This is a genomic window from Methanomassiliicoccales archaeon (assembly GCA_014361295.1).
Classification (GTDB): Archaea; Thermoplasmatota; Thermoplasmata; order Methanomassiliicoccales; family JACIVX01; genus JACIVX01.
In genome coordinates, this window is sequence record JACIVX010000001.1 from 439,214 (window position 1) to 456,901 (window position 17,688).

A 17,688-nucleotide genomic window follows, 5' to 3' on the forward strand; every position below is an offset into this window, starting at 1 on the left:
TTTCCATTTTTGCTTCTTTTAGGGACAATGATATAGTTTTTGAATATGATCCATTCATTTTCTTGGCGGAAAAATCACGTTTCAATATTCTTAAAGCATTAGTCAAGTCACCATCATGCGCCGAACTTCTTCGATCGATTAGCCTTGTCAAGAAGAATCGGCATCAGATCTTTTCCACGGATCCTCCCCAATCCTCCCCTAAGGAAGGAGGGTTCGTCGAACTGCTCAACAGCATCTCTGATTCCCGATTCACAATAGATCGTCACAGGAACTGGATCTCCGCTGTGATCTCTAACTTCAATAGGAGAGCAATGATCCGCAAGGATCGCAACCACAGTTTCCGATGGAATCGATGTCCTCAGATAACCAATCATTGAGTCAACTCGCTCGATTACTTCGATTTTTTTACGGGGATCTCCATCGTGGGAAGCGATATCAGTCGCCTTAACGTTGAGAAGTACGAGGTCCTTTGATTCAAGGAGCTGGACAACGCGCTCAGCCTTTGCTATCATGTCCGTATCAATTCCCCCTGTGGCACCGGGAACATTCGCCACTTCCATGCCGCAGATCCTGCATATCCCCTTTACGAGTGAAACCCCCGCAACACAGGCTGCTGAAAGTCCATATTTCTCCTCCAGCGGTTGAATCTCAGGGAAAGTACCGGCTCCTCGAGGCAAAATAACGTTGGCTTCAGGTTTTCCTTCTTTTTTCCTCCTCAAATTGATAGGATGAGTGCTCAGTATCCTGCGAGATTCTTCAACAAATGTATTCACGATCTCTGCGGTTTTTGTCGCCTCTGGAACGAGCGGCTTACATTTTTGAATCGTTGAGCTTTCGTGCGGATCCACATCTGTTACAAATGGCGATAGCCCTTCTCCCCTCAAGAGCAAGACGGCCCTGTGCTCCGTCGCCTCCTTGACAATGATTTCGACATCCCCGATTTTTAGATTTGAGAGAGAGGAGACCAGTTCTGTCGTTTCTGGCCGCTTAATCCTTCCCGCCCGCCTATCGATGATGTTCCCCCGTTCATCAATCGTGGCAAAGTTGCAGCGGAATGCAACATCCCCTTTTTGTCCCATCAGTCCGATTCCTGCAGCTTCGAAGGGACCTCTTCCCGTGTAAACCTCATACGGATCGTATCCGAGTATTGCTAAATGGGATGTATCACTACCTGGCCTGATACCTGGAGCGATGACGTCCATGAGACCATTTACACCGTTTTCAGCATACCAATTCAGATTCGGCCGCTTCGCGCATTGCAAAGGCGTTTTCCAATCGAGTTCTCTGACCGCCCTGTCACCCATGCCATCAATAACCACAATGAGAATCTTCCTCTGAGGATGCATTATTATCGATAGGGTATTCACTGGGATATAGAAAAACCTCACCGATCATTAGACAACGACTTCTGGTCGTTCTCGAGACCAAACTGCATCTGGAAGCGTTTCGTAGATATTGGCAATTTCATCTTTCGTTGAAGTCAGCTTCTGAGCTTCACGGAGAATCTCTTCGGTATTGAGTTCCCAATAGAAAATTCTCCAGCTTCTGCCATTTGGAAGAATCGTTTCCTCCCAATTTGTCTTCAATAATTTGAGATCTTGTAGGAAGTAAAATAGGCGGCGATCTTCCTGATCGAGGATATTGTCGATGACCAGGTCCCCATAACCGAAGTAATTCAGGATACGTAGCGCTAGCTCTTTCGCCATCTGCCCGTTCACGCCGATCTTATTCGCGATGACCTTTGCCAATACCTCAGGGTCAAGGGGAGTGTTTTCGGTCATATCTATAATCAAAAATATTTTTCAGTTTCTAATATAAATAGATTGTCTCGGAACAATTTTGTCGATCAAATTAATCTGGATCTGAAGAAGAATAGACGCCAGTCTCTCTTAAAACAAAGGAAGAAATTATTTTATCGTCATGACACAAAGGTGGATTAACTATGGTCAATGACGACAGATAGGTTGCGCTAGCCGACTCGATTTTTAATATTTTTAGTAATGCCTGAAATGTCTTCTAAAATATCTTTTTCAAAATGCACAAATTTCTGAAGAAACTTAATCCCCTTAGGTAATATCAGAAAACAATCCATCATTGTATAGAGTTGTCATAAATTCCCTAAGGTTGCCATAAAAATGTTGTCGCTATGTGTTGATAATTCATAGTCAGTTTGTTTGCCGTTGTAAATAGTAGATAAAATGATACATACAACCGCAATTCTTGCTACATTCACTTTTATTTGTGTGTCGCATAAAGCTACCACACAATTAATGAATCATAAGAAATTGTCTCAGATCCTGGAGCCATAATCTGTTGATGAGAGTAAGAGCGGGGTTTTCACTCATGGTAGCAAACTAGAAAGAATGAAAGCATCGAATTCTTGCAGATAATTTCGTTTCATCGGAAAGGTGCAGGTGCGATTTACATGACCCTGCGGCCAGTAGGCAATATCCGAGAATCAATCAAGGGGGAATTGGTAAACCCTTTCCACATTCTTTTTCCTAGAATCTAATCTGTTTTATATTTATTTTCATGGCAGGTTTCGCGTCAATCGGGATCACAGATCACTCATCCCGCCAAGCTACCTCAGAAGAATGCCACAGACAAGGAAAGAGCATCTGCCGCTTTGTTGGTCCCAGGTCATTAGTCATTGAGGGCAAATAAAAGATACCAAAGGATGAGCTCAGGGATTTGTGCTAGAGATATTCTACGGACAACCCCAAGCATTTCAATAAGATAGTAAATGATGGTCAATTACCATCCATAAGAAAAGAACGTCGACAATCTGGTAGTAGATGCAGATAAAAGTAGGCAGCCACCTGCTGATTATGTGGATAGGCCAACACCAACGATTTTCTACGCCTGAAGAGCCAATACATCGCTCATTTTATTGATGGCTTAAAATCAGCCAATCCCGAATAGTGTTCCGCCACGTAGTCCAATCCTGGCGGAAGGATAGTGCAAGTCTGATTACGATATTCGATTAACCTCCTTTCCATGAGCTTTCTCAAAGTACCATCCTTGAAGACGCTGAATTAGAGTGCCCAACCGACTTGAAAAGCGCAGCATCCTTCATTCCCAGCGGGTAGATTCTTGCCAGCAGTAATAGGGTCTGTTCATGAGACGATAATCTAGGATTAAGAATCCGACTCAATCCATTCGTATCAAAGACTAAGGGTATCTTCCTTTGAACCAGGCCATCAACCATTCTTTGAGTCTCTTCTGGACTGCTGTCGCAGTGAATCCTGACTGTCTCAGCCATGATCCAGTCTGCAATCGACATAACTAGAGCAGAGTCTATCAGATTGGGGCTTATATCCTCGCTGATATGTCAAACACCTCTATTGTTCCTTATATTGAACAGTAGAATTTCAGCTTTAGGGAAGTGAAACCTTAAAGAATCGCTAGCTCCAGTAGCAATATCGATTATTTAAATATGACATTTAGAATAATATAATGCATTTTATTTAAATCTTCAACTCTGCACTTTAGGGAATAAGTCGAACCCCAGCCTTCGATCGAGCTCCCTGACCTTCTTCGGCACCTCGAACTCCAGCGTCCTCTCCCCGCTTCTTACGACATAGGCCGTCGAGTACTCGTCCAGCACGTGCCTGGCGGAGTACCTCGAGAGCAGGCCCGCGTCCCGCAGGGCCTGCTCCGACCTCGCCAGCAGGTAGAGTGATAGGAACGACATGAACACGTGCCCGAAGACGCTGGCATCGTCCCGCAGCCACGTCCTGTCGGTGTGCAGCGTCCCCTTCCACGTTTCGAACTGCTTCTCCACCTTGTCCTTCCGCTTGTACAGCTGGAAGATGCCCTCGGAACCGCGGTCCAGGTCGGAGACGATGAGGACGTGCCCGGCCCAGTCCATCTTATCTAGCTTCTCCTGTTTGCTCAAAGTCCCTTCCTTTGACCATCTTCGCCAGGTTCCTCTCCTCGTCCATGGCATCTGCGTGTCCTCGTAGCGGTAGAGCCAACGTTCGCCGTCACGAGCCTTCCCGAAGTGGATCAGGCGGTCGTGGTAGAGGAACTCGTCCTCTCCCACGCCCACCTCCTCGTAGAGGGGGCTGTTGCGTCTTGCTGGAAGAACGTAGCTCAATGAACGTCGCTCCAAGAACTGGAGAGCCTCCTCGCCGAAGAACCCCCGGTCCAGTATGAGGACCTTGTTCTCGAGCCCCACCTCCCTCATGCTGGCGTAGATCGTCGCCACGTCCCGGACGCTGCCAGGCAACGCCCTGATCATCGTCGGCAGGCCCTGCTCGGCGGAGCAGAGCAGGGCCAGGTTAACCTGCGGCAGGTGCATGTGATCCTTGTTCTGCCCCTTCTCCGCGAGGCTCACCTCGTCGGAGCGGGAGAAGAAGCAGCTGAGGTCGTAGACGAGTTCCTCCCCGTTCACCGACAGCCTGCGGAAGAGGTCGGCCTGGCCCGCCCGGTCCAGGCCAACCGCCCTGAGTATATCCGAGAGCCTTCGGGGATCGAGGTCAGGGCGGAGACCACGCACGTCGTCCAGCTTCTCCCACCTGCCCTCGGCCCAGCTAAGCGGGGTAGGAGCGATCGCCCTCAGCACCGCCAGGGCGTACATCTCCCGCCAGTAGGAGGGGAACCCCTCCTCCAGATTCGGTCGGATGTTCTCGAACAAGCGGTCCAGGAGCAGGGCGTTCCCCTGCTCCTTGATCGAGGTGACGCGGACCCTTTCAAAGTGCTTCTCGTCCTTGAGCCAGATCGTCGTGGAGCGGTACACGTAGAAGGAGTTGTTGAGCTTCTTGACTTCCAAGCCCTTCTCGCCCCTGGCACGCTGTGCCAGGAGCCATTCCCGAGCCCACCCTTCCATTGATATGGTAATAGGGAATAATGTGTATGAACCTAAATGTATATGAACCTAATCGAACCAGCTCTGGATACAGTCCAGTGATCGACCTTTCAAGGCCATCAGCAAAATGAAGTTATTCCCTAAAATGAAGAGTTAGAGTTAAATATATCAACATTCCATTGCAATTATTTAATGGGGAAAATGATAAGAATTCTATTAATGAGGTTGGAGAATTAGAAAGCATATCAAGCATCGCCTTCCTCACTTATCATATTCCATCATGAGGTTGATTGATTGGAAGAAAGAGGAACGAAAAGGGAAATTCTAAGGACATCCAAAGTCGCTTGTTGCATAGTACTACTTCTCGCAGCAGGATTTGTGGTCATCTGTCCATGCGTTTCTGCATACGAACCTATTAATGGTGCTTGTTGGTACCATTTTACTACTGCAGATGGAGGAATGGATAGCGACCATGGTCTTTTTAGTGATGGTCGCTTTACAGTATCCACTAGACGAGTAGAAGCTTATTCGACTTGCATCGGAGTAGGATATGGAGCCACCGGCTGGGCAGAGGTCTGGAAAACAGTTGAATGCACACAAAGTGGTAACTTCTTTACCAATATGCTAGGCAATTATTGGGTTGTTATGTCCGTGGCTGGTGGGGCTACAGCAAATATTGAATTTCAAATGCGAATCCGAGACCTGTCAACTGGCGCAATCACAGCTTCTACAATGATCTATGCACGGTCAATCAGTGTTTTGGATGCCATCAATGTACAGAATAATTTCTACAACAGCATTATCTGGTATGGCCAGAGCGGCCATCAGTATGGATTAGAACTATACGCCAAAGCCTGGACAACAGGGGTTATTGGGTCTGCAATTGTGGATGCCGCGGGCGATGGGGGGTACTTTACAGGTACACAGGGTGCATACTACAACTATGTCGAAGTGGGGACGTACTCTCCTGGTGGAGGGGGATGCATTTACGAGAACTCATTGGTCAACGCTGGTCCTCATAACATTAAGCTAGCCAAGAATGTTCAGCCTGGAGACTCGATTTGGTCATACGACTTAGATACGGGTTGCATAATTACAGAAACAGTGGAACAGAACATCAGAACTCAAGTAGATGTCGTTGAGGTTATAAATGACGGGTTATTGACCGTTACACCTTGGGATCAACCCATATATGCAAAGAATGAGAATTTCACTGGTTGGGTCAAGGATCCTCTGAATTTAACCATAGGTTGGCAGATTTATTGCCCCCTCCTGCAGTTATGGAGACCTATAACGAATATCGAATATGAGTTCGGGTCATTCTGGGTACAGGAAATCAAGACGTCTGGGCCAGACAACTACATAGCCAACGGGATTCTTGTGGATAGCAAGACGCCATGGGGGGACGAAGACGGATAGTCTGTTACTCGGGTTCATTGGATGTATAGGGATACTAGCATTGGCAATCATCTTCGTAATCCTTTGGAAGAAAGATGTCTTCTCTGAAGAGGGCAGATTCAAGTATGCATGGGCGTTTGTGGCACTTCTTTTAGTAGTTTTTGGAAGCTTCTTCTTAATGGCGGCAGGATTGGAAATTGCTCTGCCTTTCGCCGTCATCCTTTTTATTGTGGCGAGCATCATTCTTCTCTATAGCATTGCTAGATCAGATCTAATGGCCAATCGCAAAATTATAAGCAGAAGAATGCGCTTGGCGCTAGCACTTCTTGGCCTAATTATGATAGGGGCTGGTGTGATATCGCTCAAACTGTTCACCGTGCCTGGAGAACCAATGGAATTCATTAGCCTTGCTTTAACCGGTGCTGGTCTGCTAACCGTTTGGCTAACATTAGTTAGCTATACTGATCGTACAACTTTTCATAAGGAGGATTCTGGATAAGCTAACAGATAGAGTCGAATAAAAAATAAAAAGCCGCAATAGGTCCTCAGTGCACCTAATTTTATTTTATATGGAGTTAAGAATCAAGTATGGGCTTGTTGCTAGCTCTAGAAGGGGTCCTGATGTGTGAATTATTTATTGCTTTCTATATTGCATCTGTGTTATCAACGAAGAAGAAGCGAGGAGGACGAAAGCTAGGCAGGTTTCCTGCGATGGGAAATCAATGGCGTAGAATCGGAAAAATGGGGTCGAAATCGATCCCAACCAAATCCTCATTAATTTTTGACATTGTTTCTAGTTTCGGTATTATCCTGTAATGGATTCGGCTCGCCTGTCACCCAACTACATCGTGCGCAATCTCCAATATGCCCCGGCCAACCAGGCGCTCACATCCGGCTGTGATCCCTGGCAGATTGAACTTCTTCCTATCGCCGGTAGAAAAAAAATGTGATCTTAGGGCCGACCGCGCAGATCTCTGTAATAATCATTGGCCGATTCTGTGCAGCGAGGGTTATGATGGCCTTCATCTCATTCAGCCACCCCTTCGCCCGCTTCGGCCCCATCTCCAGTAATTTTGCCATTTCGCCACCTTCTTGAATAATATTCGTTGGATATCTTTATATTTATGCTTTTATTACATTGTTAATATCGGGGAAATAACAATTTTATTTCCGATATTTTTCATTTCAATATTTATACTGGTTAATCTAAATAGAGCCTTGCTTAAGCTTACTTAAATAGATTATAATTAATATAAATATAATTAATATAAAGATTGTTTTACAATATATGGAGGCAATAAATGTCTCAACGGGAAATTTGGACCAAGGCGACTGACCTTGAGAAAGCCATTATAGAGGCGGGCGTGGATCCGGACGTGGTAGAAGAGCTCTTTGATGAGTTTGAAGAAGAGCTTCGAAGCCTTCTGGAAGAGGTAGAACAGGAGCTTGAGGAAGTTGAGTCCAGTGAGGACTCAGAGCTAGGCGATGGAGAGGACCAGTAACGCCAGAGAATCAAACCTATCAACGCGAGGGAACCCAATGTCCTCGCTACTTTTTCTAAGCAGGGAGAGAAGACTAAAATGACAGCAATCAAGCGTTGGCTGGAAATTCCGAGGTTGGAATCTGGTCAGTAAGAGCGGCGAGATGAAACTTAATACTCCTGCCGCCGATGTCGTTTCCGAGGGCTTTGATGCTACGGAGAGTCGTAGCGGCAGTAGGCCCTTCGTCAGTGGAAAAAAAGGCAGACCGGGCAGGAAGAGGGAGGCGAGGTCGTTGGGCCGCTTTCCGTTCGTGATGGCGGTCAACGAGTACCTGGACTCCATGCAGAGCGTCCTTAAAGCAACGACCTGGAAGGAATATGATCGCAGATATAGGCGCATGCACAGAGACCTCCTGGCACTGCATGAAGAGGGTAAGGTGAGGCACATCAACCCCAAGAAGATTGACGAGAAGGACATCCTGATGTACCTTCAATCCCTGAGAGCTCGGGGCATGAAGGATAGCGGGGTGGCTCACAACGTCGACGCCCTCGCCGCCCTTCTGCGCTATGTCGGCAATGGCGCCTTGGAGAAGGCGCGGCTGAAGAGTCCGCAACACTTCCCCAAGTATGCTCGAAGCCGGCTCGACCCGATAGCCACCAATGACCGGAAGGCAATCATTAAGGCAACCGAAAAAAATCGCCGACGGCGACTTTCGCAAGATGGTTGCCTATGGCTTTGCCGTTGCCGGGATATGCACGGGGCTCCGGCCAGGGGAACTCAGGAAGGCGCGTGTAAGTGACCTGGATCTGAAGCGAGGGATCTTGCACGCAGAGGAGGTCAAGGGTAAGGATCGTTACGGAGAGCCGCGTCACGCGGCGATCCATCCCGACGGGCTTCCATTCCTGAAGAGATACTGCCAGGTCCGTGTAAAAGCCATAGCGGAGAAAGCAACGACAAACGACTTCCTTTTCCCGGCGCTGGGGGACGGCGACGGCTACTACTTGCAGCAGGGACTTTCGGAGCTGCGCAGGATGGTCAGGAAAGGAAGGACACCGGTGTCGAGTTCGATGGCTGGGCTTGCTGGCGGACCTACGGGCAGCTTGCCATCGATGAAGGAGTCCCTATCGACGCGGTGAGCCGCATGCTCGGCCACAAGACGACAAAGACTACGGAAACGTACTACTGCCGAAGGACCAATGACTCGGCGATCGCGGTTGCCCAAAAGGCTGGAGCAACAGGCCAGACGAGCAGCCGTCTATGCCGGGCAATTCACCCTTGATTGAAAAACGCTTCGAGCCGTCTGGATATGCTTGATGGTGCAGGGGGTGCGATTTGAACGCACGGACCCCTTCGGGACAAGGTCCTAAGCCTTGCGCCGTTGGCCAGGCTTGGCTACCCCTGCGCCACGGCTGGATGCGCTCATAAGTATATAAGTTCTTAGCGGCAAAGGGTTGAAGATTGGATCGAAACTCCATCGCCCACCACCAAATCTTTGACCATCTTTTAATTATCTATGAGATATTAAAATAGAATATCTGTTGAAATACCTAACCCAGATTTGATGATTTCTTCTTAATCAATGACTCAAAGTATTCCTTGGATTTATCGATTGCACGATCGTATGTACTGGGGTAAGCCTTGACTTTCCCTTTGACAGCGATCACATCCTCACCATCCGTCAGCACAAGCTTTTCAAGATACGCGAGCTGCTTATCAAATCTGAAATAAACGAATCCCTCGTCGTCCGTTCTTCGTTCCAAGGTATCAACAATCTTTTTCAAATCATTTGAACTCACTCTACTAAAAAACGCATCAATTTCCGTTTTCTTTCTCAGAATTGTTTCGAGGATTGTAATTGGATTGCCGTGATAGCCAGTTGACAATGACCGTTTGAATTCGTTTATCCCAGCGACAAATTGCAAAGCCTTAATGACTTTATTCTCATCCTCCGTCGCGTTTACGAAAACTCTGAAGAAAAGGTTGTGGAATACCATTGCCTCCACATTTGTTAAGAGAGTATTATTTCTTTTTGATAAGCTAGGAGTATTTTATATGAGAAATGAAAACCGCATCGACATCAACGGAAACCAAGTGCTAAAAAATGGCACGGATATGAAAAATGTGGAAAATGCTTATAATCACAAAGCAACTTGACCGCTTTGGTGTCATAAATGATCGAGATCCGCATTCATGGACGAGGCGGTCAGGGAGCCGTTGTGGCTTCCGAGATTCTCGCCCGCGCTGCCGTCAAAGATGGCATGCGAGTCGCAGCCTTTCCATTTTTTGGGGTGGAGAGGCGAGGAGCGCCAGTAACAGCTTTTTGCAGAATTGATGATAAGCCGATCAGAATTCATGCTGGCATCTATGAACCAGATTATGTGATCGTTCTTGATCCAAAACTCATGGAATTCGTCGATGTATGTCAGGGATTGAAACCAAATGGCGAGATATTGATGAATACGACACGAAGTAAACAAGAGCTCGGAATCAACAAGCCCAATAGGACGTGGACCGTGGATGCCACGGGCATCGCATTAAAACACGGACTCGGGAGCGAAACCGCTCCGATTGTCAACACTGCGATCGTTGGGGCATTTGTGAAAATCTTTCCAAAGATATCACTTGATTCCGTATTGAAGAGCATCGAAGAAGCTGCTCCAACTAAGAAAGACGCAAATGTCGCTGCTGCGAAGGAAGCTTATCACATGGTCAAGGAGGCGTAATAATGGTCGAAGTACCCAAGACTTACAAGGACCTACCTTCCACGCCGATCACATTTTTCACAACAGAGGACAACAAGACCGGTACCTGGCGAACGATCAGACCAGTTATCGATAAGGAGAAATGCACCAGGTGCTACATTTGCTGGAAATTCTGCCCTGATTTAAGCATCGAAGTTGAAGAAGAAGGCGATTATCCGAATGTCGATTACGATCACTGCAAAGGATGTGGGATTTGCGCCAATGAATGTCCTTCTGGCGCGATTGCGATGGAGAAGGAGATGGGAAAATGATGGAAGTGATGACAGCCAATTATGCGGCTGCGTACGCGGTTAAGCTAGCCCGAGTTGGAGTGATTGCTGCATATCCAATTACGCCTCAAAGCAGCATTTCCGAGAAATTAGCGGAAATGTATGTTAAGGGAGAGCTTTACGGCAAGTATTTTTTGGTCGAAAGCGAGCACAGTGCAATGTCAATGCTCATCGGTGCTTCATACGCTGGGGCGAGAACATTCACTGCGACATCTTCACACGGTCTCGCCCTGATGCACGAAATGCTGTTCTGGGCGGTTGGTGCTCGGAGACCGATCGTTATGGCTGTAGTCGCGCGAGCGCTCGCTCCCCCGTGGAACATATGGGGGGATCACATGGATGTGATGAGCGAGCGAGATACAGGTTGGATGCAGTTCTTTTGCGAAAACAATCAAGAGACACTCGACACAATTCTCATGGCTTATAAGATCTCGGAAGATCGGTCAGTGATGTTGCCGTCAATGGTGATTGAAGATGGCTTCATCCTTTCCCACACGTATGAAGCGGTTGACATTCCTGATCAGGATGACGTGGATGATTTTCTGCCGCCATTCGATCCAGAATGGAAAATCGACTTCGACGATCCGAGGAGATTCGGTGGTCTCACAATGCCAGATTGGTGGTCAGAATTTAGATATCGCATCGCACTAGATCAAGAGGTTGCGAAAAAGAAAATCGTGGAAGTCGACAAAGAATTCGAAAGAAGATTCGGCAGGAGTTACGGTGGTCTTGTGGAATTCTATAACTGTGATGATGCAGAGGTGGCACTTGTTCTCGCCGGGTCTGCAGTCGGTACAGCAAAAGAAGTTTCCGATAAGATGCGCGAGAGAGGGAAGAAGGTCGGTGTTGTTAAACTCAAGACCTTTAGACCTTTTCCAGCCGAGGAATTAAAAAAGCTTAATGATATGGTGCCTGTGGTTGGCGTGTTTGATCGGAGCTATACATTCGGATACGGCGGTGCATTGTATTCCGAAGTGAGGAACGGGATTTACGTCCCCGGTGGAGGGGCCCTCGTCAAAAACTACGTCGGTGGAATGGGCGGGAAGGATTTCACGCCGAAGAACATGGAATTTATCTTTGAAGATCTTCTCAGGATCAAGAAGGAAGGTAAAGTGGACAGAATGGTCGAATGGATTAATATAAAAGATGGAACGGGGAGGTGGTAAATATCCCCAAATTCACGATTCCAAAGGAAGAATATGTTTGCAAGGGACACAGTGCATGCCCAGGTTGCGGGACGCCGCTTGCCCTCCGTTATACTCTAAAGGCCCTTGGCAAGCGAACGGTATTGAATATCCCTGCGGGTTGCGGTGGCGTCATACTTGGTGTCTGGCCAAGTTATGCCCTGAAAGTCCCAGTTGTTGACAATGCATTTGAGTGCACAGCGGCCATCGCAGATGGCATAAGGGCTGGATTTGATGTGCTCGGCGTTAAAGATGCGTATGTCGTCGGCTGGGCTGGCGACGGTGGAACCGTTGACATCGGTCTTCAGGCGCTTTCCGCCGCCGTTGATCGCAATGCAAACATCATCTATGTCATGCTGGACAACGAAGCATATATGAACACAGGAATTCAGAAAAGTGGATGCACTCCGATCGGCGCGTGGACGACAACAACCCCGGTCGCCAATGGAAAAGGCTGGAACACATCCCCGAAGAAGAGGATCATGGAAATGCTAGTTGCTAACGGGATCGCTTATGGGGCAACCGTCAATGTTGCGTATCCAGAGGACTTTATTGCGAGGCTGAGAGAAGCGAAAGACATCAAAGGCACAAAATTCATTCATGCTTTGGCTCCGTGCACACCGGGCTGGCGTATTGATCCAAGGAAGAGCATCGAAGTCGCAAGACTCGCAACACAGACTGGAATCTTCCCGCTTTATAAAGTGGAAAATGGAAAATATTCATTAACAAAAGAGATCAAGAACAGAAAACCAGTTCGAGAGTACCTGAGACTCCAGGGAAGATTCAGACATCTCCCGGAAGAGGCGATCAACGAAATACAAAGACTCGTTGATGAAGAATACGCGCGTCTCCTCAAGAAAATCAAGGAGACAAATGAATAAATCGCATGTCAGTATCTATATTATTTTTTCTTCTTTCCTTTCTTGCATTTATCCATTTGCTAAATCTCGATTCGATTCAAGATGGTGATCTCTGAAACGCTTGCTCACTCATTTCTTAACCTTAAATATTTTAGCTGATCGCATTAGTAATGACTCGTCCACTGCTATCTCGTGCATGCTAATCACGCATGAATTGGTCAAATAGCACGATCAATTCGGAATGAATTTCGCGTTCGAGTCGCCAAATGGGTCGGTATTAGATCCGTGTCCAACAGCGGCGTGAATCAGTTCGGCTTCTGGGATCTTTTTTTGGGAGAGTTCTTCGGCTTCTTCCTCATCAATATCCTCAAGCATTTCCTCAATGTCTGATGCGATCTGGGTTATGAATGATTCGGTGATTTTTGTGCATACTGATTCAATGATCTTGATGATGCTTCGCTCCATGATAGAAAAGCTTTCCCATACAGGTATGTCACCAGCAATTTCGAGGAGTTTGTCATTATCTAGAACCAGTGTGGTTTCAGCAACCTCTTTAAGCCTCTTGATACCCTCTGCTGCTTTTCTCCGGCATTCCTTTTCATGGGAAAACGGATTGATTGCGATAGCAAATGTCACAGCGTCGAGTTCCTTTGCCACCTCGGCGACAACAGGTGCAGCACCAGTGCCGGTTCCACCCCCCATCCCAGCTATGATAAACACGATGTCGCTGCCCTTTAATACTTCCCGTAGGGTCTCCCGAGCACATTCTGCGCAGTATTCTCCGACTTCCGGGAAACCGCCGGCTCCTTTGCCATATGTTACATCTTTTCCGATGAGAATTTTCTTGTGCGCATCAATTGACTGTAGCTTTTTTTCATCGGTGTTAACCGCAATGGTTTCAACACTATTTTTGCAGTTCCAGTATACACTGTTTACAATGTTATTCCCTGCCCCACCACATCCCACGACTGAAATCTTTGGCTCAATCATCCCCTTGCTGAGCATCGCCATTATTTGCTCAGTTTTCATTGTCTTATCCATATCTAATCGGCCTCCTTCCCGGAATCTGAGGACGATTCAGACTGATCCAACGACTTTGTTGTAACAAAGCCGTGCATCCCATCCCTTCTAGTCTATTCATCCCCAGCTTGATTTGATTTTCCCGCGACTGGTCCAGAGTCTGGAACGATTTCTAAGGTCTCGCATTCGTTTTCGTCCAGTCTCTTCTTGATTTCTTCGAGGAGCGACTTTGAAACAAACTCCTTTCTCACACATTCCTCTATTGCATCGGACACGGAGTTGTATACACCCGCCCGAACAAGCCCTTCGATGACACGAAGTGCCAAGCGGGGAACTCTAATCGTTATCTCCGTTCCTTGAGATTCCAGTCTCCTATCATCATGTTTGCCCTGAATGAATGATCTCAGTGCGATTCTTGCTAGTTGCGATCTACTTGTATATTCAGGATGCGTCTCAAGGAACTCATCCAGGATTTTGAGTTCTTCTGAGCCGAGCCTGAGCGAGATCCTTTCCTCATTCATTGAACGCCAGTCCTCTGTCCCACCACGGGCGTCATACATTATGACAAAAACTCTATTTATAGTTTATTGCAAAAGTCATATTTCGTCATACCGAGCATCCCTAAAAGTCCGCAACCAACTTCGCCTCACCAGTTTTTGTGAATCAGAAGAAATCAAACTGTCTTTCGATCTGAATTGAATTTCGATATTTAGATTCTGGACCCTGATAATCCTTCAATTAAATATCAAACTTCCAGTTTCAAAAAAACTTCTCAAGATATATTATCGAAAATATCTTTTAAATCCTCCCATATACCGTGCCAAAGGTATAACATGACCAACAAACTGACAGATATCGAGCGAAAATGGCAGGAAAGATGGTATGACGTCGGCATCAATGAATCAGAACCTGACAACCGGCCGAAATTCATGATCATCTTTGCTTATCCTGGAGTAACTGGATATCTACATGTAGGGCATTTGCGAGGCTACACTTATGTGGATGCGATCGCGCGCTACATGCGAATGAATGGATATAATGTCTTGTTTCCCGTTGGGACCCATGCGACAGGCAACGGAGCGATTAGTCTAGCGAGGAGGATAAAAGCACGCGACAGGGCGACACTTGAGTACATGTTTGCCAACGGATGCCCAGAGTCCGAGATCAAAAATCTGGAAGATCCAATCAATGTCGTTCACTTCTTTAACGATGTTTATGTTAATCAATACTGGAAAAGATTTGGGTTTCTTGCTGACTGGCGTCGTTTTACATGCACGATATACCCCGATTATCAAAAATTCATCCAGTGGCAGTTCCGTAAACTCATGGCGAAAGGGCTCTTGATCCAGAAGCCTTATTTCGCTCCAGCGTGCATCGAATGCGGCCCGGTGGCTGTTGACCCCTCCGAGACAGATCTCCAAAAAGGTGGAAGAGCAGAGATCGTTGAATATACACTTCTTAAGTTCAAATGTGAAAATCTATTTCTCGTTGCAGCAACGCTTCGCCCTGAAACTGTTTTCGGTCAAACTAATTTTTGGGTCAATCCAGATGTCGAATACGTGAAAGTCAAGAATAACAGTGAGATCTGGGTTATAAGTAGGCCATCTTTTGAAAAGATGAAGTACCAAAAAGAAGGGCTTGAGATTATTGGTATGATCACCGGAAAAGAACTCGTTGGGAAGAAATGCATTGCTCCAATGATCCACAGGGAAATTATTGTACTTCCAGCAAAGTTCTGCGATCCCTCAGTCGGTACAGGTCTCGTCACGAGTGTTCCATCGGACGCACCGGATGACTGGATCGCGTTAAAAGAATTACAGGAAAATGAAACCATGCTATCGGAATACAATCTTGATCCGGCTGAAATTCGAAAAATCAAGCCAATCCCAATCATCGATATCGATGGCTGGGGACCTCTACCTGCGGTCGAGATTGTTGAGAAGATGGGCATCGAGAGAAGCGGCGACTCCAGGCTTGAAGAGGCAAAGAAGATCGTGTATCGTGACGGATTTCACAAAGGAAAGATGAATAGCAATTGTGGCCAATACGCTGGAATACCGGTTCAGAAAGCAAAAGAGCTCATGCGCGATGAAATGATTTCAAAGGGTGAGGCCGAACTGTTTTACGACCTGTCTGAAGAAGTCATCTGCAGATGCGGAAAACCTGTTGTGATCAAGAAGGTTCCAGACCAATGGTTTATTGATTATGGTAACAAGTCATTAACGGAGGATAGCAAGAGGCACGCGAGAACCATGCATATTCTTCCGCCAGAATACTATGCCAATATACAAAATGTCCTCGACTGGTTCCGAGAGAGAGCATGCGTCAGACAAGGTAATTGGCTAGGTACAAAATTCCCATTTGATGAAAAATGGATAATTGAGGCGATTTCCGACTCGACACTCTATCCAATCTATTATCTCGTTTCAAAGTATGTTAACGAAGGATCGTTGAAGACAGAACAATTGACCGAGGAGTTTTTCGATTATGTTTTTCTTGGTGAGGGCGATGCCGAGAGCGTTGCTAAAAAGATTGGAGTCGACCTAGAGCTTCTTAGAAGAATTAGAGAAGATGTCGAGTATTGGTATCCTCTTGATATTAATCTAGGCGGAAAGGAACACATGACTGTTCATTTTCCGGCGTTTCTAATGAATCATGTCGGAATTCTTCAGGAAAAATACTGGCCACGGGGCATATTCGTCAATTGGTATATCACAGGAAAACTTGGCAAAATATCAAAATCGAAGGGCGGCGCAGAGCCGATTCCCGGTGCAGCGGAACGATTCGGTGTCGATACGATGAGACTATATTATGCGCACATTGCCTCGCCATTTGCAGACGTCGAGTGGGATGAGGAGGCGCTCGAGAATTATAAGAGCAGGATCGATCGAATTTTCAAAACAATTGAGGAATTAAGAAATCTTGACGGAATAGGGGAGTTTAAACACATTGATCGATGGATGCTATCGAGATTGAATTCGAGGATCAGAGCCGTGCGAGAAGGGATGAAGGATTATGATCTGCGACAGCTAGCCAACGAAGTCTATTTCGAAATGATCAACGACATTCGATGGTATCTTCGGAGGGGAGGGAATAATCGAAAACTCATCAATCGAGTTTTGGATGCTTGGATAAGGATGATGGCTCCGATCACCCCGCATATTGCGGAGGAACTGTGGGAGTATCTCGGTAAAGAATGTTTTGTCTCGACATCGAATTTTCCAAATGTCATCGAAGAAGAAATTAGACTTGATGTCGAAGAAGCTGAGGAATTTCTCAAATCGATAGTGTCAGATATCAACGAAATACTCAATGTGACTGGAATTGCACCTAAACATATTCGACTATACACATCACCGAAATGGAAGATGCAAGTGTTCTCTATGGCGATAGACCTTGCAAGGAGAAAAGAACTTACAATTCCAGGGTTAACCAAAATGGTCATGAAGGATCAAGTTTTGAAAACCTATGGGAAAGAGGCTTCCGATTTCGCACGAAAAACCGCGGAAGCACTCCTCAAGTGCTCAAATGATGATCTGAGTCGATTTGAAGCTAAATTCGATGAATTCGATTTCCTCAGCGAGGCTGCCCAATTCCTCAAGAATGAGTTCGGTTGCGAGATTTCAGTTCACTCAGCTGACGATCCGAACGCGCCAGATCCTCAGAATAAAGCAAAACTCGCAATTCCGCGAAGACCAGCGATCTATGTCGAGTAGACCTTAAATCGCTAAAGATTGAATGAGTTTTGCCGGCATTGGAGTTCCATTCTATCGTGTTAGCTAGACTTCTTCCAAATTATGTTCTCTGAAATGAGTGTCGTGACGCGCCTCGATAATAAAAATCCGTTGTCGTTCAGCGATTTGAGACTAGAACAGTTTGTATGACAATTTTTTTATAGAAACTC

The 17,688-nt window shown here is 46.5% G+C and carries 19 protein-coding genes and 1 tRNA gene; 10 read left to right on the forward strand and 10 right to left on the reverse strand.

Going from position 1 to position 17,688, the window contains the following annotated elements:
• Positions 1-113: 113 nt before the first annotated feature.
• The 4 genes from H5T41_02190 to H5T41_02205 all read right to left on the reverse strand — a co-directional run bounded on the left by H5T41_02190 (position 114) and on the right by H5T41_02205 (position 4,774).
• Complete coding sequence (locus H5T41_02190) at positions 114-1,346, reverse strand: 2,3-bisphosphoglycerate-independent phosphoglycerate mutase (protein ID MBC7107593.1); 1,233 nt, start codon at positions 1,344-1,346, stop codon at positions 114-116.
• Between the two features lie 48 nt (positions 1,347-1,394).
• Positions 1,395-1,781 (reverse strand): hypothetical protein, encoded by a 387-nt coding sequence (locus tag H5T41_02195; protein ID MBC7107594.1) that lies wholly within the window; start codon positions 1,779-1,781, stop codon positions 1,395-1,397.
• A 1,226-nt stretch (positions 1,782-3,007) separates the two neighbouring features.
• Positions 3,008-3,283 (reverse strand): hypothetical protein, encoded by a 276-nt coding sequence (locus tag H5T41_02200; protein MBC7107595.1) that lies wholly within the window; start codon positions 3,281-3,283, stop codon positions 3,008-3,010.
• Between the two features lie 192 nt (positions 3,284-3,475).
• Positions 3,476-4,774 carry a transposase gene (locus tag H5T41_02205; GenBank protein ID MBC7107596.1) on the reverse strand — a complete coding sequence of 433 codons (1,299 nt, stop codon included), beginning with the start codon at positions 4,772-4,774 and terminating at the stop codon, positions 3,476-3,478.
• Positions 4,775-5,104: 330 nt separating this feature from the next.
• Between H5T41_02205 and H5T41_02210 the strand changes: the two genes are divergently transcribed.
• Together H5T41_02210 and H5T41_02215 are read left to right on the forward strand one after the other, a co-directional pair.
• Positions 5,105-6,229 (forward strand): hypothetical protein, encoded by a 1,125-nt coding sequence (locus H5T41_02210; GenBank protein ID MBC7107597.1) that lies wholly within the window; start codon positions 5,105-5,107, stop codon positions 6,227-6,229.
• The gene (locus tag H5T41_02215) at positions 6,189-6,707 is read left to right on the forward strand and encodes a hypothetical protein (GenBank protein ID MBC7107598.1); all 519 of its coding nucleotides are present in this window, start codon (positions 6,189-6,191) and stop codon (positions 6,705-6,707) included. Before H5T41_02210 ends, H5T41_02215 begins: the two co-directional genes overlap by 41 nt.
• Positions 6,708-7,132: 425 nt before the next feature.
• Here the strand turns inward: H5T41_02215 and H5T41_02220 are convergent, their stop codons facing one another.
• Positions 7,133-7,288 (reverse strand): hypothetical protein, encoded by a 156-nt coding sequence (locus tag H5T41_02220; protein ID MBC7107599.1) that lies wholly within the window; start codon positions 7,286-7,288, stop codon positions 7,133-7,135.
• A 221-nt stretch (positions 7,289-7,509) separates the two neighbouring features.
• Between H5T41_02220 and H5T41_02225 the strand changes: the two genes are divergently transcribed.
• Complete coding sequence (locus H5T41_02225) at positions 7,510-7,710, forward strand: hypothetical protein (protein ID MBC7107600.1); 201 nt, start codon at positions 7,510-7,512, stop codon at positions 7,708-7,710.
• A gap of 88 nt (positions 7,711-7,798) precedes the next feature.
• Here the strand turns inward: H5T41_02225 and H5T41_02230 are convergent, their stop codons facing one another.
• Positions 7,799-8,302, reverse strand: a complete 504-nt coding sequence (locus H5T41_02230) for a hypothetical protein (GenBank protein MBC7107601.1) — start codon at positions 8,300-8,302, stop codon at positions 7,799-7,801.
• Between the two features lie 46 nt (positions 8,303-8,348).
• Between H5T41_02230 and H5T41_02235 the strand changes: the two genes are divergently transcribed.
• The gene (locus H5T41_02235) at positions 8,349-8,825 is read left to right on the forward strand and encodes a hypothetical protein (GenBank protein ID MBC7107602.1); all 477 of its coding nucleotides are present in this window, start codon (positions 8,349-8,351) and stop codon (positions 8,823-8,825) included.
• A 5-nt stretch (positions 8,826-8,830) separates the two neighbouring features.
• Positions 8,831-8,968: a hypothetical protein gene (locus H5T41_02240; protein MBC7107603.1), complete on the forward strand. Its 138-nt coding sequence runs from the start codon at positions 8,831-8,833 to the stop codon at positions 8,966-8,968.
• Between the two features lie 35 nt (positions 8,969-9,003).
• On the opposite strand, the gene H5T41_02245 is transcribed toward H5T41_02240, so the two are convergent.
• Together H5T41_02245 and H5T41_02250 are read right to left on the reverse strand one after the other, a co-directional pair.
• Positions 9,004-9,091: transfer RNA gene (locus H5T41_02245), tRNA-Leu, on the reverse strand.
• A gap of 145 nt (positions 9,092-9,236) precedes the next feature.
• Positions 9,237-9,683, reverse strand: coding sequence for an exosome subunit (locus H5T41_02250; protein ID MBC7107604.1), 447 nt, complete (start codon positions 9,681-9,683; stop codon positions 9,237-9,239).
• A 177-nt stretch (positions 9,684-9,860) separates the two neighbouring features.
• Here H5T41_02250 and H5T41_02255 point away from each other — a divergent pair, with 177 nt between their 5' ends.
• From H5T41_02255 to H5T41_02270, 4 genes are read left to right on the forward strand one after another with little or no spacing between them, the layout of a single operon-like run.
• Positions 9,861-10,412 carry a 2-oxoacid:acceptor oxidoreductase family protein gene (locus tag H5T41_02255; protein ID MBC7107605.1) on the forward strand — a complete coding sequence of 184 codons (552 nt, stop codon included), beginning with the start codon at positions 9,861-9,863 and terminating at the stop codon, positions 10,410-10,412.
• A gap of 2 nt (positions 10,413-10,414) precedes the next feature.
• Positions 10,415-10,702, forward strand: coding sequence for a 4Fe-4S binding protein (locus tag H5T41_02260; GenBank protein ID MBC7107606.1), 288 nt, complete (start codon positions 10,415-10,417; stop codon positions 10,700-10,702).
• A complete protein-coding gene (gene porA, locus H5T41_02265) occupies positions 10,699-11,886 on the forward strand; it encodes a pyruvate ferredoxin oxidoreductase (GenBank protein MBC7107607.1) in 1,188 nt (395 codons plus the stop codon). The genes H5T41_02260 and porA overlap by 4 nt, the downstream gene beginning before the upstream one ends.
• Positions 11,887-11,888: 2 nt before the next feature.
• A complete protein-coding gene (locus H5T41_02270; protein MBC7107608.1) occupies positions 11,889-12,785 on the forward strand; it encodes a pyruvate synthase subunit beta in 897 nt (298 codons plus the stop codon).
• Between the two features lie 210 nt (positions 12,786-12,995).
• On the opposite strand, the gene H5T41_02275 is transcribed toward H5T41_02270, so the two are convergent.
• Positions 12,996-13,805 (reverse strand): hypothetical protein, encoded by an 810-nt coding sequence (locus H5T41_02275; protein MBC7107609.1) that lies wholly within the window; start codon positions 13,803-13,805, stop codon positions 12,996-12,998.
• A 92-nt stretch (positions 13,806-13,897) separates the two neighbouring features.
• Positions 13,898-14,344 carry a hypothetical protein gene (locus H5T41_02280; protein MBC7107610.1) on the reverse strand — a complete coding sequence of 149 codons (447 nt, stop codon included), beginning with the start codon at positions 14,342-14,344 and terminating at the stop codon, positions 13,898-13,900.
• Between the two features lie 273 nt (positions 14,345-14,617).
• On the opposite strand from H5T41_02280, the gene leuS reads away from it, so the two are divergent.
• Entirely contained in the window at positions 14,618-17,500 is a 2,883-nt protein-coding gene (gene leuS, locus H5T41_02285) for a leucine--tRNA ligase (GenBank protein MBC7107611.1), read from the forward strand.
• The last annotated feature ends 188 nt before the right edge of the window (positions 17,501-17,688 follow it).